Genomic DNA, 19,496 nt, shown 5'->3' on the forward strand with positions numbered 1-19,496 from the left:
TTTGCGATGTTCCTGCAGAAAGGAATTAAGTGCCGGCGCCGCTTCGACCTTCCTGATGTTGGTCTTGCGGCAAGTGCGGCCTACCTGCCCCTCGGTGCCGGCAACTTCGCGCTCGGTCTCGTTGTTGCGGTGGTGATGGCTGTCGCACTTGCCGGGTTCCTGATGGATCTGAGGAACGCGACCACATTGGTTCGCATCGTTGCCATGGCCGGCCTGTTCCGGAGAATCTTCATGTTTGCGCTGACTTTCAGCGACTGACTGTCCCGAAGTTAAAGACCCCAAGCTCAGGAGCCGAGCTTGGGGTCCGCGGCGCTCTCCGGAGGAGAGAGGAGAATCGCGCCGGAGAGCTGCCTGTCAGTGGACAGGTCCAAGGCCGTTACTTCTGGCCTTGCCGCTGCTGGAGCCTGGATGCGTCCAGCCCGAGGTCGGCGACCGTCTGCTGATCAAGCTGCCCCGTCGCCTGGATTTGCTTGCTCTGCTGGAACTGCTTCACGGCGTTCCGGGTTTCGTTGCCCCAGCGGCCGTCTGTCGGCCCGGCTTTGAAACCGTCCTTGTCGAGAGCCTGTTGTACCCGTCGCACCTCATGTCTCGACAGGCTCCGCGGCGCGATCGGTTCGTTCCGCGCAGATTGCTGCTGGCCGTTTTGCTGCTGCTGATGCTGGTCCTGTGCATTCTGCTGGTTCTTCTGCTGGTCCTGCGCGTTCTGCTGGCTCTGTTGCGTCTGCTGCCGCCCTTGCTGCTGATTGTTGGGTGCCGCGAATGCGGCCGGTGCGGCCAGCATTGACGTCGTAAGCAGGGCGATGGCTATTGTTCTCATGGTGCATCCTTGTTGTGAGTGGCGTTAGGGTCAACGCATGCTGAACCGCGCTGTTGCTGGAACAGCGGCATGCGCAAGGTGAAAATGTCGTAAGGTTGCTGCCGGGTGTGAATGGCCGGCAGCCGTTCCATGATCCGCCAGGGTCGCATCCGGAATAACCCGAAGGAACGAAGCCTCCGCTGTTCTGTTGGTCGGTCTCATCTTCATCAAGGGAGACGGCGATGGACTGGAATCGTGTCGAAGGCAACTGGAAGCAGGTCAAGGGCAAGGTCAAGGAGCAATGGGGCAAGCTCACGGATGACGACCTCGACGTGATCAACGGCAAGCAGGAGCAGCTCGAAGGACGCCTGCAGCACCGCTACGGTTACGCGAAGGATCAGGCGACCAAGGAAGTGAACGAATGGTACGGTCGCCAGAAGTGGTGATCACGGCGTACGTCCGTGAGCCGAGCACGCGGATGTTGTTCCCTGAAGCGGGAGACGCCTGTGCAAACGACATCCAGCACTGAACTGTCCCGTCGAGCGCTGTTGATCGCGGGCGCCGCGTCGCTGACGACAACGTCGGTTGCCGGCGCGCCCCCGCCTGCAACTGCCGAAACTCTCAAGCGGGGAGCACCTGCGATGTCGAAGGTATCCGTTACCGTCAATGGCGAGCTGCGCGAGCTCGAGCTCGATACCAGAACGACGCTGCTCGATGCGCTGCGTGAGCATCTGCATCTGACGGGCACCAAGAAGGGCTGCGATCATGGCCAGTGCGGCGCCTGCACCGTCATCGTCGGCGGGCGCCGCATCAACTCCTGCCTGACGCTCGCCGTGATGCATCAGGGCGACGAGATCACCACGATCGAGGGGTTGGGTTCGCCGGGGCGACTGCATCCGATGCAGGCGGCGTTCGTCAAGCATGACGGCTACCAGTGCGGCTATTGCACGCCCGGGCAGATCTGCTCGGCCGTTGCGGTGCTCGACGAGGTCCGGGCCGGCATCCCGAGCCACGTGACCGATGATCTCAACGCCCCGGTGCGCTTGAGCAACGCCGAGCTTCGCGAACGCATGAGCGGCAACATCTGCCGCTGTGGCGCCTATTCCAACATCGCCGAGGCGATCGAGGAGGTCGCAGGGAGGAGCGCATGAGAACGTTCAGCTATGAGCGCGCAACGTCGCCGGGCGCAGCCGCCGCGGCCGCCGCGCAGACAGCAAACGCGAAATTCATCGCCGGCGGCACCAATCTGCTCGACCTGATGAAGCTGGAGATCGAGACGCCGGCGCATCTCGTCGACGTCAACGGTCTCGCGCTCGACCGGATCGAAGCGATGCCGGACGGCGGCCTGCGGGTCGGGGCGCTGGTTCGCAACACGGACCTGGCGGCAGACGGGCGCGTGCGCCGCGACTATGGCGTATTGTCGCGCGCGCTGCTGGCGGGCGCCTCCGGCCAATTGCGCAACAAGGCGACCACCGCGGGCAACCTGCTGCAGCGGACCCGCTGTCCGTATTTCTACGACACCAATCTGCCGTGCAACAAGCGCAAGCCCGGCAGCGGCTGCGGCGCAATCGGCGGCTTCAGCCGGCAGCACGCGGTGATCGGCGCCAGCGAAGCGTGCATCGCGACTCATCCGGGCGACATGGCGGTTGCGATGCGCGCGCTCGACGCTGTGGTGGAGACGGTGCGGCCCGACGGGGCCACGCGGACCATCCCGATCGCTGAACTGCATCGGCTGCCGGGTGAGCACCCCGATATCGAGACCTCGCTTGCACCGGGCGAGTTGATCACTGCCGTGGCGCTGCCCAAACCCGTCGGCGGCGTGCAGGCCTATCGCAAGGTTCGCGACCGCGCGTCCTATGCGTTCGCGCTGGTCTCGGTCGCCGCGATCGTGCAGCCCGACGGTTCGGGCCGTGTCGCGCTCGGCGGCGTCGCGCCAAAGCCATGGCGCGTCGAGGCGGCGGAAGCGGAATTGCCGCGTGGCGCCAAGGCCGTCACTGCACGCCTGCTCGCCGATGCAAGGCCGACGCGGGACAACGCATTCAAGCTGCCGCTCGCCGAACGAACGCTGTCGGCGGTGCTGCGCGAGGCAAGAGGTTAGGGCATGCGATTCGAACATCCCGCCACCTTCAATCCGATCGACCAGCTCAAGGTGGTCGGGCGGCCGACCAGCCGGATCGAGGGGCCGCTGAAGACGACCGGCACCGCACCCTATGCCTATGAACGGCACGAGTTCGTGGCGAACCAGGCCTATGGCTATGTGGTGGGGTCGGCAATCGGGAAGGGGCGGATCAACGCGATCGATCTCGCCGCAGCCAGGACGGCGCCGGGCGTGCTCGCCATTGTGACCGCCGAGAATGCCGGCAAGCTCGCAAAGGGCGAGCGCAACGCGGCGCCCCTGCTTGGCGGTCCCGACATTGCGCACTACCACCAGGCGGTCGCCGTGGTCGTCGCCGAGACCTTCGAGCAGGCGCGCGCCGCTGCCCAGCTGGTGCGGGTCGAATACGCGCCGGGCGATGGCCGGTTCGATCTTGCCCGGTCGAAGGATGCGGCCTTCACTCCCGATCCCAAGATCGGCGGTCCCGCCGACACTGCGATGGGCGACTTTGCGACGGCGTTTGCCGCGGCTCCGGTCCAGCTCGATGCCACCTATACCACTCCCGATCAGGGACACGCGATGATGGAGCCCCATGCCTCGGTCGCGGCGTGGGAAGGCGACAGGCTGATGGTCTGGACCTCCAACCAGATGATCGCCTGGGGCGCGACCGACTTGGCGAAGACGCTCGGCCTTCCGAAGGAGAACGTCCGGCTGATCTCGCCCTATATCGGCGGCGGCTTCGGCGGCAAGCTGTTCCTGCGCGCCGACGTGCTGCTCGCCGCGCTCGGGGCCCGTGCCGCAGGCCGCCCCGTCAAGGTGGCCCTGCAACGCCCGCTGATGTTCAACAACACCACGCATCGGCCGGCGACGATCCAGCGCATCCGGATCGGCGCCGACCGCGACGGCAGGATCACCGCGATCGGCCATGAGAGCTGGTCCGGCAACGTGGCAGGCGGCGAGCCGGAGACCGCGGTCGACCAGACGCGGCTGCTCTATGCCGGTGCCAACCGGATGACGGCGATGCGGCTGGCGGAGCTCGACCTGCCCGAGGGCAACGCGATGCGCGCGCCGGGCGAGGCTTCCGGCATGATGGCGCTCGAAATCGCGATCGACGAGCTCGCCGAGAAGCTCGGCATGGATCCGATCGAACTGCGCATCAGAAACGACACCCAGGTCGATCCCGAGCATCCGGAGCGGCCGTTCTCAAAGCGTCAACTCGTCGAATGCCTGCGCGAAGGCGCTGCGCGTTTCGGCTGGAGCCGGCGCAATCCGCAAGCCGGGCAGGTGCGCGACGGACGATCCCTGGTGGGCATCGGCGTTGCCGCCGCGTTCCGCAACAATCTCCTGACCAAATCCGCGGCGCGCGTGCACCTCGACCAGAACGGCAGGGTGACGGTCGAGACCGACATGACCGATATCGGCACCGGTTCCTACACCATCATCGCGCAGACCGCGGCCGAGATGATGGGCGTGCCGCTGGACCGCGTCGTGGTCCGGCTCGGCGACTCCGATTTTCCGGTCTCATGCGGCTCGGGCGGACAGTGGGGCGGCAACAATTCCACGGCCGGTGTCTACGCCGCCTGCGTCAAGCTGCGTGAGGCCATCGCGCAGAAACTCGGCTTCAACTCTGCGGAAGCGGCATTCGAGAACGGCGTCGTTCGAATGGGCAACCGCAGCGTGCCGCTGGCACAGGCCGCCGGCAAGGGCGGGCTCGTGGCGGAGGACGCCATCGAATACGGAGACCTTGCCAAGACCTATCAGCAATCGACGTTCGGCGCGCATTTCGTCGAGGTCGGCGTCGACATCGACACTGCGGAGGTGCGCGTCCGGCGGATGCTGGCGGTATGTGCCGCGGGACGAATCCTGAATCCCACGGCAGCGCGCAGCCAGGTGATCGGCGCGATGACCATGGGGGTCGGCGCGGCGCTGTTGGAGGATTTGATCGTCGACAGGCGTCATGGCTTGTTCCTCAATCACGATCTCGCCAGCTATGAAGTGCCTGTCCATGCCGACATCCCGCACCAGGACATGATCTTCCTCGACGAAACCGATCCGATCTCGTCGCCGATGAAGGCCAAGGGCGTCGCCGAACTCGGCATCTGCGGTGTCGCCGCGGCCGTCGCCAACGCGGTTTGCAACGCGACAGGAATCCGGGTTCGCGAGTATCCGATCACCATCGACAAATTGCTCGACAAACTGGAGGCCGCCTGAGCAACGCCCGGCGGTCGCTCCTTGCGTCACGCCTTAGACCCGACGGAGAATCGACCGAGCTTGATTTCATGCCCAACGGTGACCTCGCGACGATCGCGCGAAGCGGGCAGGAAAAAAGGCCGCAAAGCATTGCGCGCTGCGGCCTGACCGGGAAAATTGTCTGTCAGTGCAATGTACGATACTTCCAGCCCCGGTAGGTCGAGGTTGCCGCAAGGCTTCCGATCAGTGGAGTCCGAATTGCTGTTCCTGCAAGCGGAACATTCTGCATGTGGCGGGGCGGATACAGTGCGGGGTGGCCATTCGGGAAAAGCCGGCCGGAACGATCGTTTTTCATCCCTCCGACTTCAACCGTTCGAAGATCTCCTCGACGTCGGTGAGCGGAAGCGTCGCACCTGCCGGTACATGCTGGAGTAAGATCTGACGAGCGCGGAAGGCGATCTCGTCGCGGCGCAGGGTGTCGTGCTCGGAGTGATAAGCCTGCATGTCGGCAAGGAACTGCTGCGCGACTTCGGGCGGGATCTCGATCAGCTCCGGAAATCCGGAATCGTCCCCGCGGCGCACCAGAACGACGCTCTCAAGACGATTGTTGACGCGCCGATTCAGGTCCGCGTCGTAAAGTGCATCCCTGCGGCGGCGACGAGCGACAAGTGCGACCCAGACGATGAGGACGATCGCGGCAGCGGCAAAGAACCACCAGTGCATCGCTAGCGACTCCGTGATCAGGTCACTCGAGCCTATAAACAGAGGAAAACACCGGCGCGGGTATCCGCGGCACTAGAGCATGATCCGGAAAAATGTGTAGCGGTTTTCCGAAAAGATCATGCTCAAACAAAAAGCTCAAGCGCGATGACGATTCAGCCTTGTCTCATCGTTAGCGGGCCGTCATGGCCGGTCGTCCAGCGTCCGGCCCATCGCCGGGTGCTTCCGATTTTTCACCTTGGCCTGATCTTTTGAGCGGCCGGATAGGGGCGGTGGCGGCGCTTGGAGCGAGGCCCTCGAATCCCGAGAATGTCAAACGCATGGAGCTCGACCTCGGCGTCGTGCTTGCGTGAGTGAGGCCGTTGAAGTCCGAGCGGCCATAAACGCGGAGCAGCACCGCCTCGCTGTCGAGTACGGACCGATGGCAGCGGTTTCGCAGCGCGGCCCGGTGATCAGCTGAAATCTTTTGCTCCAGTCGTGGCCGTTTCGGGTGCTGCGGCGCGCTCAAGACCGGAGAAAACCGGCAATGCAGTTCACTCGAAAACTTCGTACAAGAACACCACGCCTGCAGGATCGTTTTCTTCCAGCCAGGTCTCGGCCGCGTTCTCGGTCCCGAACACTCTGAGGTAATCCGTTTCTCCGCGGGTCTTGTCCACGTAGATCAGGACGGCCTTTGTCAGCTTCTCCTGCTCCGTTAGGGTTGTGAGTTGAGGTTAATCCCGGACTGCAATTGCCTTGGTAAAACCGTGGCGTAGACTGGCGTTTTTCAAGCAGTCCGATTTCACAATGGCATTTTCCTCAAGATGCGGCGGTCCGTACGATCGCGACGTTCTTGGTCGAACGGTCCTGATGGGCCTGACTTATGCGGAAACGAGGGAGTTTGAGCGCCTCGACGCGGAACCGCCGGTGGACCAACATGGGCGGCTTTTAGACTGGGAGCTTGATGAGCGGTCGTTCCCGCCCAATCAGGCGCGGTGGTTGGAGTTGTACAGCAAGCACCAAGGTGCTTGCGACATCCGACGCCGCTTGCCTTAGATGATCGGAAAAGCGGTTGTTGCAGTGTGCAACCGCTATCGGGGTAAGCGGACCTCATCGGTAGCCCGACCGCTTCCGACGCGGTTGGCAATGATCGGGATTGCGATGGGTCCGATCCCAGACGTTCCCCGGCCACTTTCCCCGAGTACCGGAGTCATACGGGGCACAAGACCCATTTGGGTCATGAACCTTGGCCCGGTTCGTGCACACTAATACCCATCAGGATTTTGCCGTTTCCTCCTGGGGCTAGCTAACCGCCGTCCGCGATAGATTTAAGCGGACGGCGTTTTTGCGTGCCCAGACAGCGAAAGGCCCCGACGGGGGCTAGCGCGTCGAGGCCTTTCTACCGATGGTGTAATTATACGTACAATTCGCAGTGTCCTAGTTTGTTCCAGAGTGTGTCCGAATTAGGACAGTTCCCCACTGATCCGCAGCCGACCTGTTTGATGTCAACGGCATGGCCTTTGCGGGTGAAGGTGGAACTGCGCGCGATCACGAACAGCGAAGTGAGACGCGGGAGCGCGGTTGTGAGCCCGCCTCTGCAATAGGGCTTTGGGCAGGCTCGGCGCCTTCACCAATGGCCTCTAGAGGCCCAATTGGGCCATGCGCGGCTGGCACAAACTGCACGCCGCTTTGATCTATCTCAAGGTGCCCGCCGCGCTCGGCTGAAATATCCTGAAATGAAGGAACGCGAACCCGTCGAACCGGACGATGAGACGACGCGCCCCACGCGCCTGGAAGAGGCGCGGCGGATCATCGAGGAGTATGCAAACAGCCTCCGGGAGATCATCAAGAAGCTACGCGAGCGCATGCAATAACGCCGCCGATGGCCGGCGCACGAAGGGACTGGCACAGCCGCTGCGATGTGTTTCCTGGCCGGGATTTGGCAGCCCAGCCTGAGACAGGGCGCCGCCGGGACAGCGCATTTCGAGCCCGGCGGCGTATCTTTTTGGGGCCAGCGGGACAGCTCAAGTCACGGACACTGCCGCTGGGCTACACGGTCCGCGGTATTCGGCATCAAAGCCAACCCAGCGAGCCAAATGAATAGCGGGGTAGGCTGCGCCCCAGCGCCGGCGATTTTGTGCCTAACCTCTCACCTTTCATCCGCATCAGAAGTCAAGAACCAAACACAACGATCCGATTGCGAGACAGGCGACGAGGAAGAGGAAAAGGCAGAAAAGAAGGGTCCGCCGCCGTGACGGCTTGCGCTGTGACGACGGCTCCGGCTCGTGCAGCGCTCCCGGGAAAACATGAAAGCGGAGTTGGTCGTGGCGGATGTTTTCATGCTCAAGCATTTCGCGAATCCGCATTCGCCGCTCGTCAGTCCAGAATTCGTCGTTGTCGTCTTCCATCAGGCTCCGCTAAGCGCCGGTTGGTCCGGCAACTTCAGCCACGGAGCAGGATATCGCTCGGTGTCGGCTAGAGCTTGAAGAGGCAATTGCCGCGGTCGACACGGCACTCAGCATGAAGCTTCCCGGCATGAAACAACGGATTTCAAATCTAGATGCTCGAAATGACTCGATCCTAGACGCGGTTCGGGCAGCTCTTCCCATGCTCACACGGAGTACCGGAATCACACGGGGCCGGTGCCATGAACCTTTGGCCCGCTAGGCAACTGCTTTGGGGGTCAGGAGGAGGCTTTGCTGGGGCCACCTGCCGGCCGGATTTGGACGCGGGCCAAGGTTGCGGGTTACCACACGAAAATCACGAAGCCGAGGATGACGACCGGGCTCAACCCGAGCAGCACAATGCAAACGCTTTCAAGCAGGTCACTGCCCATGACACAACTCCTGCGTTGGAGTTGAAGTCTACGCTCGACGGAACCTGATAGGCTAGTGCAGACTGAACTTCAGCAATAAATAAAAACTCCCGGTCCGCAAACGCCGCCGGCGTAGATCTGTCACCGCAGCCGCGGCGATGCCGTGGATCTGAATCAATTTCCCCTGTGGAGTGCCGAACTCTACGTCGAATGCGCGAGGATAAACGCGGCTGGCGTTGAGGTGTCGCGGCCATGCCTCGAACTGCTTCTGTCGGTTCGAAAGCGCGGCTTCCACGATCCACGGATAGCGCTTGGCCCAGTCGTTGCCGCCCTTGGTGATCAGCCGGACGCGGTCTCCGTCGCGCTCGGCGCGGAGGCGATAGCCGTCATACTTCACTTCGTGAAACCAGTTTTCGCCGGCCGGGACCGTCTTGCCCTGTTATGCGGGTGCCACGGCGCTCGACTATTGAGTTATTTATGAGGTCCGAAACTTGTTCACGCCCGGAGAACACCGGAAGCCCATTTTGGTCATGGGCGTCGTGTCCGCGTGGGGACGACCTAGGTCAGATTCCGTAGAAATCCGCCTTGCTGCTCCGAAGCCGCTCTAGCGCGGCTCGGCCAACCGCTTCCGCCTCGGCTGGCGAGCTGAAAAAGGTCGTCGAGGACGCGAACCAATGAAGCTCATCGTCCACGTAAATCTCCCACGTATAGGGATTGGGAGGCGGGCAAATATTCTTAACCTCGAGCCGAAATGCCATTGTCGCAACCTGCCCTTTGCCCATCGAAAGATCGGGCCGCTTGAATGAACAAACGGCCCAAGGGAGGAAACGCCCAAGGAGGGCAGCGATAGCGCGAGGCGCTACCGCACAACCTATCCAAATGAAAACGCCCGGTGCGCGCAAGGTGGCCGGCGCTTAAATTCGGCATTATCCTTACCGAGGGAACTGGCAGAGCGTTCGCAGATTGGCGCACGGCGCGACCTCGGGCTCGGGCCGCGCACCAACTCCAAGGCCTAGGGCATCACTTGAAGTGAAGTGATTAGGATAGTGTTGAACGTTTGCGTGCCGCCGTGGTTAGCAATCGGCTTGACGATGCTTATCGCGTCGTCGCAATCCTTGACCGTGATGTCGCCGCGGGCGACGTCCGCGGCACTAAATAGCGCGACTGGGAACAGCTCTGTTCCGTCAGAGCATCACTGCAATTGGTGTCGCAGATTAAGGATGCCGCTTCAGTTCAACGTGGCTGCGACCTGGAGATGCGACCCATTGGGCCGCGAGGGCCAAGGCCACGACCGCCAGAAAGGTCGCGACGAGAACCAGCGTTGACGGTCCCTTGCGATGCTCGCCTGGTTTGCCGAGGCATCGCATTTCGTAGCCCCCTCCTTGGACGAGCGACCATCCAAGGGGGGCTGCTCCGACCTACGCTATTTGTACTCGCCTGCTGCTTTGGCTGATGCCATCATCGCTATGAAATCATCCTGGAGGCTCGACAAAGTCAGGTGTTGCGGACGGCCATCACCGCCTGACACTTCGCAGAGTTCGTTCAAGGACAACTCGTAAGACTGCATCTCAGCAAGGGCAGTCTTTTTCACGTGCTTCTTCATTTGATACTCCATTGTGTTTGTGTCCAGCGAGCCATTCTCGCCAAAGCCGTAATAGCAACTGACAACTCCGGCGAATGTGAGCTGCCGCACGTGCCGCGCCCCGCTGCCCCGCAACACGGCGGTCCTATGGTCTCTTGCGCGGGACTGCCGTCGGCTGCCGCGTTGGGGTGAGGGGGCGCTCAGGCCCTGGGCTTGACGCGTCGAACTACATCAAGCGAAATTGAGTGCGGCAGGGCCCGCGTGCTAGCATGGAAATCTCCAAACCGAGCGGAAAATTCAATCGCGCCACCACAGTCCTGGGCATCATTGTCTGCTGCGCTATCGTGATCGTGGCGAGTCCCATCATTGGATTTTTGAACTCTTGGGCCCATGACTTGTCGATTCTGCCCGAGTACTTCAATTATTTTTTCGTGCAAGGTCCACTGGAGTTGATGACAGCGGGTGCCATTGGCTGCCTGGGGTTATTGATCACATGCTCGTGGTTGAAAAGCGCGGACCCGTCTGCGATTTCCTACGTGGTCAGCACTCTGGGCATTATTTTTCTCGGAGGAGTTATCCTCCTCGAGTACGCAGCCCGCGACCCGATCTTTCTTACGGCCTGTCAGCTAGTGGGGACCATTATCGGCCTGTTCCTTGGACGCGAAGAGGTCGCCGGCTGACACCAGGGGCCGCGGGTCGCTCGCGACCCTTGGCGGCGAACCTCAGCGCCAGAAGTCCTTGAACCGGTCGGCTGCCAGCTCGGTATATCCGACGATGTGCTGGATATTTTTGTGTCCCAGGTAAGCCTGGAGCGCTCGGGTATCGTGGCCCTTGTTGGTCAGGGCAAAGCCGCAGGCGCTTCGGGGCGCCAGCCAAGGCGTCTGACGATCAGAGCAAGCCTGCCACGATTGAACCGGCTCTCTTGCGCCGGTTGGAACAGCTGATGACCGTCGAGCGCATCTACCGGCGTGAGCGATTGACGATTGGATTGCTATCCGCCGAGTTGGGCGTGCCGGACTACCGGTTGCGGCAGCTCATCAATGAGGGCCTCGGCTACCGCAATTTCAATGCGTTTCTCAATCATTACCGGATCGGGGAAGCTAAGGCGGCGCTGGTCGACCCCGAACAAGTAGAAGTCCCGGTGCTGACAATTGCCATGGACACAGGTTCAAGGCCGCGACAAATTTTACCCCAACTGAATTTCGCCGCCTCGCCATGGCGGGAAATGCGGCCCCGGTAAACGATCGATTGAAGATAGGCCAGTCGAGTTGAGGAATCGGCCAGCCGGTTTGCAGGAATCGGCGAGAAGGAATCGAAAACATTCGACAGGCTGATGGCGATCCTTCCTCGCAGTAGCTGCGCCAACGGGGTTCCCCATGCGAAATCAGCGGTTTGTCGTTCTATTGGCCGCATTGGCGGCGCTTACACTCTGTCCGGCAGGGGCGGCGCTTGCCGACGATTTGCAGACCGTCGGTGACCCGGACAGTCTCGGTTTTTCGGCGCGGCGGCTGGCGCGCATGACCTCCTGGTTCGAAGCGCAGAGCGAAAAGGGCGATCCTTCCGGTTTTGTCGTGGGGATCGCTCGGGGCGGCAAGCTCGCCTATTTGCAAGCCACCGGCTTCGAGGACCACGACAGGAAAATGCCGATGCGGCCGGATTCGATCTTTCGCATCGGATCGATGTCCAAGCAAATCACCAGCGTCGCCACCATGATACTGGTCGATGAAGGCAAGCTCGAACTTGATGCTCCCGTGGCCCAGTATCTGCCGGAGCTCAGGGATATGCAGGTCGTCAAAAAGGATCCGGTCACCGGGGATCCAATCCTCTCGGATGTTGCGCGGAAGATTTTTGAGCCGGCGAAGCGTGCGATGACGATCCGGGACCTGCTGCGCAATACGTCCGGCCTCGTTTATGCTTCGCCGGACTACGCCGATCCCGGATTTGAGAAAGCCGCGATTCACGTACTGTACGGCGCCAGGGCGCCGTTCCGGCGCGACAAGCCTATCGCGGACTTCGTCGCGAGCCTCGGCGCCCTGCCGCTTCTGCACCAGCCGGGCGAAGTCTGGGAATATGCCATCGGCTACGACGTGCTCGGCCGCGTCATTGAAGTCGTGTCGGGACAGCCCTTCGATCAGTTTCTGCAAAGCCGCCTCTTCGCGCCACTGCATATGGTCGATAGCGGCTTCTCGGTACCGCAGGACAAGCTTGCCCGTCTCGTTGCCGTGCCGGGACCGCAGCCCCAACCCCCTTTCGCGAATGGCGACGTCGGCAAGCCGCAGACGTTCTTCTCGGGCGGCGGAGGCATCGTCTCCACGGTTCCTGATTTTCTGCGCTTCTGCCAGATGCTGCTCAACGGCGGCGAGCTTGACGGCGTGCGTATCCTGAAGCCTGAAACGGTCAGGCTGATGACGACGAATTCGCTGCCGCCCAAAATGCACATTGCGGGGCATGAAGTCGGTCCGGCCTTCGGTACGGGCTGGGGGCTCGGCTTCGCAGTCCGCACCAGCCCCGATTTCAGCTACATTCCGGGCGCAGTCGGAAGCTTCAACTGGCAGGGAAGCTGGGGCACGTTCTTCTCGATCGATCCGGCACAGAAGCTGATCCTGATCATGATGATGCAGCGGAGCGAGCACAGTGAGAACGGCTTCTATTTCGACGCCATCCGTCGCATGCCCTATGCGGCGCTGAATGTGCCTGAAGCGCCGGCGCCGGTTGCCTCCGGGCAAGGAAATGCCGGCGCGCTCGCCGAATATGTCGGACGCTACGTTTTCGGCGGGTCCGCAAGTTCGCTGGACAGGCAGACCTCGGTCGCCGACGGCAATGGCTGGACCGGTCTTGAGTCCGTTATCGCGGGCACCGATGGCCTCAGGGTGGTCAAATTGGCCGACACCGGCCCTGCCGCGAAAGCAGGCGTCATGGCGGGAGATCTCATCACAGCGATCGACGACAAGTCGATCAAGGGCTTGACCTTGGAGGCGGCCTTTCGTCGGATTTCAGGTCCGGTCAACGCCGCGATCAAGTTCAAGATCATCCGCGTGACGCAGAGCGGTCCGCTCGTTGTTGCCTTTGCCCGGGAGGCGGTTCCTGCGCAGAGTGTCGCGCTTCAAGTCAGTGGCGTGGACGGCAAGCTCGTCGTCGAGGCAACAGGCCAATGGTCAATCCTCGATTTCGAAAAGGGACGGCCGACGCCCGTGGCGATCCGCTCAAAGGATGAATTCCAAGTCGAGGGCGGCGATCACACGCGGATCGCCTTCGTCAGAGACGCAGCCGGTAAAGTCAACGGCGCGGTTATCAATCCGGGACCATGGGAGCAACGCGGCGTACTCGGACAATAAGGCACACTGACAGCTGATGAAATTGGCGGAAGCTTGCGTTGCTCGAACATCAGGTGTCCGGCGGCCCGAGATGGTGGCGGTCTCGACTTCGGCTCAGGGCCATCAGCGACGGTTGCGTCGCCTTACCGGATTTTCCGCTCTATCCCCTGAAGCCGACCTTCGGATGATCGCCGGACTTCGTCGGTGTGGGTCCAGAGGCGGACATCGCATCGAGCTACTCTTGGCCCGGTCTTAGTGGGGTCGGTCTACATCTTACGTGCACATGAAAAACACGCTCGTATTTTCTCAATGGGAGACATGGAAGCCCACTGTGGCTGCCTAGCCCAAGCATCTAAGTAGGTGAGCGTCAATTTAGTGGGGTGGTCGCGAGCAGCCCGATCGGAGCCGTCTCGTCGAGTACGAACACCGCGAACCCGGTCACCTGTCCCGCGATGACTGCCACCGCTGCGAACAGCCTCGCGGTCAACATCGTGGTCGTGAATTCCTCGACCGCCATTGGCGTCTCTTCGGGGGGGACGCTGGCAAGCTCGTCGAATTCGTGCTCCGGTTCTCCGACAATCGCGACCCTGGCGCTTTCAGGTGTGGGATCGTCATCCGGATCTACCTCGGTCTCAGCCTCTGCGGCGAACGACGACAACTTCATCGTCGAGGTTCGCTCGCAGGCGCCTCCGAAGACATCATTCCGGGTAGTCATGGTCCTCGGCCAGGAGATCCCGGAGCCTGCCGCGCTCGACTGAAACATCTGGAAATGAAGGAATCTGAACCCGTCGAACGGCCCCAGCACTACTTCTGGAGGCGTACAGGCGTGTGCTGGGGCCGTTGCCTTATCCGGGATTTGGACAGGCGCTCCAATCGTGCGCGCCCCGTGCTGGGTCCGCAACAGCTCGAGGTGATAGTCTTTGGAATGAGCTGATGACTGCAACTCGGGCAGCGGACTCAACAATTTGCACACTAACGTGCATACCCGAATGCCTTGCATCGAAGGATAGGTCGCAGTTCTCGATTGCCGATTTACGCAACCGTAAGAGTTGTCCGGCCAGAGTTTCGGAACGGGACGGGCGGGTGTCTAGCCATTTGTATTGGGTAGGAAAGGCCATCTCACATGAAACTCTGCGTTGCCTTCCTGAACGACGAGTCTGCGGCTACCGCCATCGAATACGGCCTGATCGCAACCGGCATTGCCATCGCCATCATCGCTGCCGTGAACGGCGTCGGCACGGCACTGAGCTCGACCTTCAGCTCGATCAGCACCTCGTTGAAGTAAATCGAACGACGCGGCTGGAGAACACCGGAGGCGCATGGGGCCATGTGCGTCTGGCACAAAGTGCACTTGGTCGAGTCGCTCCCGTAGATAATCCGTAACCATACGGGTCAACGTCATGAACCTTGGCCCTTTTTGTGCGGACACAGAGGCGTCAGGATCTTTGCCACGACCTTCCTGGGCTAGGGCCAGCGCCGTCCGCGTGTATTTCAAGCGGGTTGTGCGCAAAGGGGCAGCCATGGGCAACCTAATGTACGCGTGCATCGTGCTGCTGGGGCTGAGCCCTCTCGTCATTATCGGGATTATCATGTTCATGGAGTAAGGGCGCTCATCGATATCCCACCCCTCCGATCGGTGAATGCAGATCGTCGGGCCAAGCTGCTGCAGGCCCTCATGTCATGGGGCGCGCAGCGAGAGCACAGCTATTTGAAAACTCGAAAGGGTTTACTCAACACGTTCGTCATATCCATCAAAGCGCTGATACAGCGTCCCGTCACTAATTGTGTCCTCCTCCAGAGCTCATAGGCAAAGCGGCCATTTAGGCGGGTCACTCGATCACCTCGTCGGCGCGGGCAAAAGCGTCGGCGGCGCGTCGAGGCCGAGCGCCTTCGCCACGATCAGGTTAATCACGAGGTCGAACTTGGTCGGCTGCTCGACCGGAAGATCGGGGGGCTTCGCCCCCCGCAGAATGTTGAGTCGCCGGCGCGGCGCCGAAGTCGATGAAGGCCACCGTGCCGACGTGGGTCGAGAATTCCTATTTTTCGTAGCCGACGTACCAGATGCCGATTACCTTGCCCGATGCATCCTTGATCGGGTCATAACCGGTCACGTACGGTTTGCCGAGGATGTCGACTTCGCCGTAGAAAGCCTCACCTTTGTTGATATTCACTATCGCTTTTCCCTTAGGGTCCAGGATGGTCCCAAGCGCCCGGCCCTGTACGCTGCCCGGCACATTGGTGGATACGCGGACATAATCGTCACCAGATTTTACGAACAGCGTAGCCGTGCCGCCGGCCTCAGCCTTGACTTTGTCGACAATCGTGAAGTCGTTGTTCACCTTGGTTGAGCCAAAATACAAGCCTGGGGTCGTCTTGTCGGCTGTCTGAACGGTCCCCTCGGCCTTGGGCGCGCCCAATTTCGCTGTCTCGGTCTTCAATATCGCCATGGCCTTCGCGACTTTTGGGTCCGTTTGCGCGTTGCCGGGACTCGTCATGAGCGTGGATGTTGCGACGAAGCAACCAGCGGCCAGGAGACCAACAAGAAAGCTCTTGCGATTCATGTGAGTGGACCCCTCTATGAGAGACGGGCGTTACGAATATCGCAGTCTGCGAAGGGCAATCTTGATCCAAATCAAAGTGGTCGAAGCGACGGGCCAAGCCTGGCGCGACAGCTCACCACAATGCATGGCAGCGATGGAGCCACAGGCAACTTAATGACCGCCCCGGATCATGAGCGTCGGTTTGAGCCATGGCGGGTGACTTCCGATCTCACCTCGACTTCGGACGTTTCCGCGTGCCGCGCAAACGGACGCGAAGGGCCTGCAACGGAAGTCGCGTCTCAGCCGATGATCTCGTCGGCGGCCGCCAGCAATGACGGCGGAAACTCCAATTCGAGCGATCTCGCCGTTGTGCGATTGAGCACCAGTTCGAGCTTGGTTGGCTGGTAGAACGGAATATCACCCGGCTTCGCGCCCTTTAATATTTGATCCGTCATATCCGCGATCCGACGCATGATGGCCACAGTGTCGTAGCCGTAGGACAGCAATCCTCCGATATCGACCCATTCACGAGCGAAATAAATCGCAGGCAGATGATGCCTGGCAGCGGCGTCAACGATTAGCTGACGGTATGTGAAGAACTCAGCCACGGCCCCGACCATGAGACCGTCAACCTTTTCTGCAGCCATTGCGTTGAACTTCCGCTCAAAGTCTTGCCAGTCGAACGGTTCGGCGACCAATGCTGTGCCGAATGCGATACCATCTCGTCGTGCGGCTTCTAGCGCTCTTGCTGGTCCTCCCGCCATTTCCCAAAAGGCAATCAAAGAAGGAGGCATCAGAAACCGCACATTTATTAGCTTGCCCACGGTCTCGCGCAGGAGCTCAAGGCGCTTACCCCAGATTTCCAATCCGACATCAGTAGTTGCTCCTGTGATATTCCTGTCGGGCTTGGCCAAGTTCGTGACCATGCCACCGGCAACCGGATCGCTCGTTATTGCCAGAATAGGAATGGTTGCGGTCAGCGGCTTGAGCACGCGTGTAACCGGGCCGCCGAGCGAGACGATTAGGTCAGGATGACCTGCGACAATGGCGCGAGCGACATCTTCATACCCATTGCTGTGCCCGAATGCCGAATACCGCTCCAGGATCAGGTTTTGGCCTTCGTTGTAGCCGAGCTTACTTAGCTCCCCGAAAAATGCCTGGTACGCTGGGCGACCATTGATGGAGAGCCCCTCGGGTGGTTCGGACGGGTGAACCATCGCGATGCGCTTGATGGCTGGCAACCGGGTTTCAGTTTGGGCGAATGTCGGCTGGGCAAGGCCCATCGCGGCCGTGGCCGCCGTCCCCGTGATGAACTCACGCCGTCGCATGCCCCTCCCTCCATGGATCACGCCTGTGGGAGCAGGAGCCTGAATCTTAAACGCCGCCCGGCTGCGTTCCACCTCTCTTTCGGAGTAACTCCGCTAGCTGGCACAAACTGTACTGCTCGCCGAGTTTCGAAGGTTGTAGCATTTTCGGTTAGGTCCGAGCGAAGTTGTCTTTCCTTACAGCGCTCGGCTAGGCCGTAGCGTAATTACGGAACGCTGCGGGCCGCCGATTGATGGCCCGAAGGCGGCTGCGCGCACCGCTTGAATCCGCGGTTCTCGCCGGATGTGCGGAGGCTTCGCGCATCCGGGCAAGTACGGATTGTTGCGTGCGCTCGAGGAGTCCTAGGTTCGCGTTATTGGTTTCATCAATTGCATTGCGGTGGCAGCTATGAACCACCTGCTGACCGGAACGAATTTAGTTTGCATCAGCGCCGCCTTGGTTTGGATTTGGCCAGCTAACGCGCACGACCATACCCATCCTGAGCTGGACGACTGGTACAAAAGTTTACGCTGCGAACAAGGTGAGTGGTGCTGCGACGGCGCCGATGTCAATCACCTGACGGATCCCCAATGGACGATCAAAGATGGCCAGTATCAGGTTTTCCTGGAAGGCGAATGGGTCAATGTACGGCCGGAAAAACTGGTCAAGGGCAACAACAGGGCTGGCTTCGCGCTGGCTTGGCGGATGTATATAGACGGTCATCCAGTTGTGCGCTGCTTTATGCCGGGAGCGAGCGGGTAGCGTAAGTTCGCAACTCGCAACGACCGTGTCGCGTCTTGGATCATCGATACCCCATGCTTGCGTCAGGACGCCGCCGATCACTTGCCGCGGATTTCGCTCGGGGCCTTGTTCGTCCAACGATGGAACGCTCGCCTGAAGTTCGCGGCGTCGCTGAAGCCGAGGGCCAGCGCAATGTCCTCGTTGGCGAGGTCTGTGGCACGAAGATATTTCAGGGCGACCTGGGTTCGCAGCTCGTCCCGCAAGCCGCGGAACGAAAAGCCCTGCTGGCGCAGCTGCCGCCGCAGTGACCGGTCGTTCACGCCAAGCAGCTTGGCGGTGGCCTCAAAGGTCGGAGGATTTGCGATGTCACGCAGCAGGATTGCGCGGATTTTTCCGGCCACCCCGACGCGCAGTTTCAGGTCGCCGAGCAGTTCGTCGCACAGGGCGACGATGGTCGGATAAGTCAATTTGTTGCCGAGCCCGGCGGCCTGGTCGAGCCAGTCCGACTGGAACACGATCTGATTGGCCGGCCGCCCGAAGTGAACCGCACAACCGACGTGATCCGGTGGAAGAGCGAAGTCTTCCGGCTGCGCATAGGTCAGCTCGATCCTGGAGGGCACGAAGGCCGCCCCCATGATATCTCGCATCAGGGAGATGTGGATGCCGATCTGCATCTCCGTGATGAAGCGATGGAGCGCTGAGCCGTCGGCGATGTGGGAGTTGGGCTCGATCGTCCAGCTTGCGTGGCCGTTCTGCTCGGCGAACTCGATCGCGGCGAGCGGCGCGGCGAGGGCGTGGTACCGCGTCGCGAAATCCATCGCCTTGCGGAAGTCGGGACAGCACAGGATCGCATAGCCATACATCCCGTAGGTCGAGACGTGGATCGATGCGCCGATGCGGTAAGGCAAATGACGTTCGGCTGACAGCCGGATCGCGTTCTGGCTGATGGTCATCAACTGCATCAGAGAGATCCGCGCCTGGGACGAATGCACATCCTGCAGCGGAATGTTGACGTCGCGCAGAATAGCGTCGGCCGAAATGCCCAGACTGACCAGCATATCGAAGATCGCGGCGAGCTTGGTTGCCTCGTAGACCCTGTCGCCGACCCCGACGGCCAGGATGTCGCGCGAACCGTCTGGCCGGCTACGGGAATTCCGAGACCTCTTCACGCGTGTCGATCGAAGCAATTGAGCGAATCCTGCTTGCGGCAACGAGCGCCGGCTCGTCACTGTTGCGGGGCAGCAAGGCTGCGCCGCAAAGCGCAGGCTACGGCAAGGCAGCAGCTTCGGTAAAGACCAGCGCCCGTGATGAAGGTAATGTGTCCGATTGAGACCCCGGCGATGTCCGTTTCGGACCTTCACAAAGATCGGGCGCCACGCGACGCTTCAGTCTAATGTGAAGCCCGGCCAACCGTCGCGA

At 61.1% G+C, this 19,496-nt stretch carries 21 protein-coding genes and 1 pseudogene; 12 read left to right on the top strand and 10 right to left on the bottom strand.

What is annotated here, in order from left to right:
* Positions 1 to 258, top strand: a pseudogene (locus JQ586_RS35955) (hypothetical protein); the annotation flags it as partial.
* 118 nt (positions 259 to 376) lie between these two features.
* Here the strand turns inward: JQ586_RS35955 and JQ586_RS35960 are convergent.
* The gene (locus tag JQ586_RS35960; protein ID WP_212399382.1) at positions 377 to 781 is read right to left on the bottom strand and encodes a peptidoglycan-binding protein; all 405 of its coding nucleotides are present in this window, start codon (positions 779 to 781) and stop codon (positions 377 to 379) included.
* Positions 782 to 1,038: 257 nt separating this feature from the next.
* Here JQ586_RS35960 and JQ586_RS35965 point away from each other — a divergent pair, with 257 nt between their 5' ends.
* Genes JQ586_RS35965 through paoC form a run of 4 tightly spaced genes read left to right on the top strand, consistent with a single transcriptional unit; the run spans position 1,039 to position 5,102 of the window.
* The gene (locus JQ586_RS35965; protein WP_212399383.1) at positions 1,039 to 1,242 is read left to right on the top strand and encodes a CsbD family protein; all 204 of its coding nucleotides are present in this window, start codon (positions 1,039 to 1,041) and stop codon (positions 1,240 to 1,242) included.
* A 60-nt stretch (positions 1,243 to 1,302) separates the two neighbouring features.
* The gene (paoA, locus tag JQ586_RS35970) at positions 1,303 to 1,947 is read left to right on the top strand and encodes an aldehyde dehydrogenase iron-sulfur subunit PaoA (RefSeq protein ID WP_212399384.1); all 645 of its coding nucleotides are present in this window, start codon (positions 1,303 to 1,305) and stop codon (positions 1,945 to 1,947) included.
* Positions 1,944 to 2,894: a xanthine dehydrogenase family protein subunit M gene (locus JQ586_RS35975; RefSeq protein ID WP_212399385.1), complete on the top strand. Its 951-nt coding sequence runs from the start codon at positions 1,944 to 1,946 to the stop codon at positions 2,892 to 2,894. The genes paoA and JQ586_RS35975 overlap by 4 nt, the downstream gene beginning before the upstream one ends.
* Positions 2,895 to 2,897: 3 nt before the next feature.
* Positions 2,898 to 5,102, top strand: a complete 2,205-nt coding sequence (gene paoC, locus JQ586_RS35980; RefSeq protein WP_212399386.1) for an aldehyde oxidoreductase molybdenum-binding subunit PaoC — start codon at positions 2,898 to 2,900, stop codon at positions 5,100 to 5,102.
* Between the two features lie 330 nt (positions 5,103 to 5,432).
* Here the strand turns inward: paoC and JQ586_RS35985 are convergent, their stop codons facing one another.
* Positions 5,433 to 5,804, bottom strand: a complete 372-nt coding sequence (locus JQ586_RS35985) for a hypothetical protein (protein WP_212399387.1) — start codon at positions 5,802 to 5,804, stop codon at positions 5,433 to 5,435.
* Between the two features lie 1,628 nt (positions 5,805 to 7,432).
* Between JQ586_RS35985 and JQ586_RS35990 the strand changes: the two genes are divergently transcribed.
* Positions 7,433 to 7,654: a hypothetical protein gene (locus tag JQ586_RS35990; protein ID WP_212399424.1), complete on the top strand. Its 222-nt coding sequence runs from the start codon at positions 7,433 to 7,435 to the stop codon at positions 7,652 to 7,654.
* A gap of 291 nt (positions 7,655 to 7,945) precedes the next feature.
* Here the strand turns inward: JQ586_RS35990 and JQ586_RS35995 are convergent, their stop codons facing one another.
* From JQ586_RS35995 to JQ586_RS36005, 3 genes are all read right to left on the bottom strand, one after another.
* Positions 7,946 to 8,188, bottom strand: a complete 243-nt coding sequence (locus JQ586_RS35995; protein ID WP_212399388.1) for a hypothetical protein — start codon at positions 8,186 to 8,188, stop codon at positions 7,946 to 7,948.
* Between the two features lie 480 nt (positions 8,189 to 8,668).
* Positions 8,669 to 8,992, bottom strand: coding sequence for a hypothetical protein (locus tag JQ586_RS41385; protein ID WP_212399389.1), 324 nt, complete (start codon positions 8,990 to 8,992; stop codon positions 8,669 to 8,671).
* A gap of 1,026 nt (positions 8,993 to 10,018) precedes the next feature.
* On the bottom strand, positions 10,019 to 10,198 hold the full coding sequence (locus tag JQ586_RS36005) for a hypothetical protein (RefSeq protein WP_212399390.1): 180 nt from the start codon (positions 10,196 to 10,198) through the stop codon (positions 10,019 to 10,021).
* 248 nt (positions 10,199 to 10,446) lie between these two features.
* Between JQ586_RS36005 and JQ586_RS36010 the strand changes: the two genes are divergently transcribed.
* A complete protein-coding gene (locus JQ586_RS36010; RefSeq protein WP_212399391.1) occupies positions 10,447 to 10,857 on the top strand; it encodes a hypothetical protein in 411 nt (136 codons plus the stop codon).
* A gap of 42 nt (positions 10,858 to 10,899) precedes the next feature.
* Here JQ586_RS36010 and JQ586_RS41655 read toward each other — a convergent pair whose 3' ends face one another.
* Complete coding sequence (locus JQ586_RS41655) at positions 10,900 to 11,172, bottom strand: tyrosine-type recombinase/integrase (protein ID WP_409334583.1); 273 nt, start codon at positions 11,170 to 11,172, stop codon at positions 10,900 to 10,902.
* Between JQ586_RS41655 and JQ586_RS36015 the strand changes: the two genes are divergently transcribed.
* Positions 11,121 to 11,417: a helix-turn-helix transcriptional regulator gene (locus JQ586_RS36015; RefSeq protein ID WP_212399392.1), complete on the top strand. Its 297-nt coding sequence runs from the start codon at positions 11,121 to 11,123 to the stop codon at positions 11,415 to 11,417. The two genes, JQ586_RS41655 and JQ586_RS36015, sit on opposite strands and share 52 nt — an antisense overlap.
* A 163-nt stretch (positions 11,418 to 11,580) precedes the next feature.
* Positions 11,581 to 13,512, top strand: coding sequence for a serine hydrolase domain-containing protein (locus JQ586_RS36020; protein WP_249148580.1), 1,932 nt, complete (start codon positions 11,581 to 11,583; stop codon positions 13,510 to 13,512).
* A gap of 346 nt (positions 13,513 to 13,858) precedes the next feature.
* Here JQ586_RS36020 and JQ586_RS36025 read toward each other — a convergent pair whose 3' ends face one another.
* Positions 13,859 to 14,206, bottom strand: a complete 348-nt coding sequence (locus JQ586_RS36025) for a hypothetical protein (RefSeq protein WP_212399394.1) — start codon at positions 14,204 to 14,206, stop codon at positions 13,859 to 13,861.
* A gap of 408 nt (positions 14,207 to 14,614) precedes the next feature.
* On the opposite strand from JQ586_RS36025, the gene JQ586_RS36030 reads away from it, so the two are divergent.
* On the top strand, positions 14,615 to 14,776 hold the full coding sequence (locus tag JQ586_RS36030; protein WP_212399395.1) for a Flp family type IVb pilin: 162 nt from the start codon (positions 14,615 to 14,617) through the stop codon (positions 14,774 to 14,776).
* A 751-nt stretch (positions 14,777 to 15,527) separates the two neighbouring features.
* Here the strand turns inward: JQ586_RS36030 and JQ586_RS36035 are convergent.
* Both JQ586_RS36035 and JQ586_RS36040 read right to left on the bottom strand, forming a co-directional pair.
* A complete protein-coding gene (locus tag JQ586_RS36035) occupies positions 15,528 to 16,052 on the bottom strand; it encodes a Cache 3/Cache 2 fusion domain-containing protein (RefSeq protein WP_212399396.1) in 525 nt (174 codons plus the stop codon).
* A gap of 278 nt (positions 16,053 to 16,330) precedes the next feature.
* Complete coding sequence (locus tag JQ586_RS36040; protein ID WP_212399397.1) at positions 16,331 to 17,359, bottom strand: ABC transporter substrate-binding protein; 1,029 nt, start codon at positions 17,357 to 17,359, stop codon at positions 16,331 to 16,333.
* A 385-nt stretch (positions 17,360 to 17,744) separates the two neighbouring features.
* On the opposite strand from JQ586_RS36040, the gene JQ586_RS36045 reads away from it, so the two are divergent.
* Entirely contained in the window at positions 17,745 to 18,098 is a 354-nt protein-coding gene (locus tag JQ586_RS36045; protein WP_212399398.1) for a hypothetical protein, read from the top strand.
* Positions 18,099 to 18,175: 77 nt separating this feature from the next.
* Here the strand turns inward: JQ586_RS36045 and JQ586_RS36050 are convergent, their stop codons facing one another.
* Complete coding sequence (locus JQ586_RS36050; RefSeq protein ID WP_212399399.1) at positions 18,176 to 19,246, bottom strand: AraC family transcriptional regulator; 1,071 nt, start codon at positions 19,244 to 19,246, stop codon at positions 18,176 to 18,178.
* A 2-nt stretch (positions 19,247 to 19,248) separates the two neighbouring features.
* Here JQ586_RS36050 and JQ586_RS36055 point away from each other — a divergent pair, with 2 nt between their 5' ends.
* Positions 19,249 to 19,407 (top strand): hypothetical protein, encoded by a 159-nt coding sequence (locus JQ586_RS36055; protein ID WP_212399400.1) that lies wholly within the window; start codon positions 19,249 to 19,251, stop codon positions 19,405 to 19,407.
* Positions 19,408 to 19,496 lie beyond the last annotated feature (89 nt).

This window comes from Bradyrhizobium jicamae (assembly GCF_018130215.1).
GTDB lineage: Bacteria > Pseudomonadota > Alphaproteobacteria > Rhizobiales > Xanthobacteraceae > Bradyrhizobium > Bradyrhizobium jicamae_A.

Bases quoted from the DNA above. Each gene is read 5' to 3' on its own strand.
- paoC (WP_212399386.1), top strand. From the start codon at position 2,898: ATGCGATTCGAACATCCCGCCACCTTCAATCCGATCGACCAGCTCAAG.
- JQ586_RS36010 (WP_212399391.1), top strand. From the start codon at position 10,447: ATGGAAATCTCCAAACCGAGCGGAAAATTCAATCGCGCCACCACAGTC.
- JQ586_RS36025 (WP_212399394.1), bottom strand. From the start codon at position 14,206: ATGACTACCCGGAATGATGTCTTCGGAGGCGCCTGCGAGCGAACCTCG.
- JQ586_RS36045 (WP_212399398.1), top strand. From the start codon at position 17,745: ATGAACCACCTGCTGACCGGAACGAATTTAGTTTGCATCAGCGCCGCC.
- JQ586_RS35960 (WP_212399382.1), bottom strand. From the start codon at position 781: ATGCTGGCCGCACCGGCCGCATTCGCGGCACCCAACAATCAGCAGCAA.
- JQ586_RS36005 (WP_212399390.1), bottom strand. From the start codon at position 10,198: ATGAAGAAGCACGTGAAAAAGACTGCCCTTGCTGAGATGCAGTCTTAC.
- JQ586_RS36035 (WP_212399396.1), bottom strand. From the start codon at position 16,052: ATGAATCGCAAGAGCTTTCTTGTTGGTCTCCTGGCCGCTGGTTGCTTC.
- JQ586_RS36015 (WP_212399392.1), top strand. From the start codon at position 11,121: ATGACCGTCGAGCGCATCTACCGGCGTGAGCGATTGACGATTGGATTG.
- JQ586_RS35975 (WP_212399385.1), top strand. From the start codon at position 1,944: ATGAGAACGTTCAGCTATGAGCGCGCAACGTCGCCGGGCGCAGCCGCC.
- JQ586_RS35965 (WP_212399383.1), top strand. From the start codon at position 1,039: ATGGACTGGAATCGTGTCGAAGGCAACTGGAAGCAGGTCAAGGGCAAG.
- JQ586_RS35985 (WP_212399387.1), bottom strand. From the start codon at position 5,804: ATGCACTGGTGGTTCTTTGCCGCTGCCGCGATCGTCCTCATCGTCTGG.
- JQ586_RS35995 (WP_212399388.1), bottom strand. From the start codon at position 8,188: ATGGAAGACGACAACGACGAATTCTGGACTGACGAGCGGCGAATGCGG.
- JQ586_RS36030 (WP_212399395.1), top strand. From the start codon at position 14,615: ATGAAACTCTGCGTTGCCTTCCTGAACGACGAGTCTGCGGCTACCGCC.
- JQ586_RS36040 (WP_212399397.1), bottom strand. From the start codon at position 17,359: ATGCGACGGCGTGAGTTCATCACGGGGACGGCGGCCACGGCCGCGATG.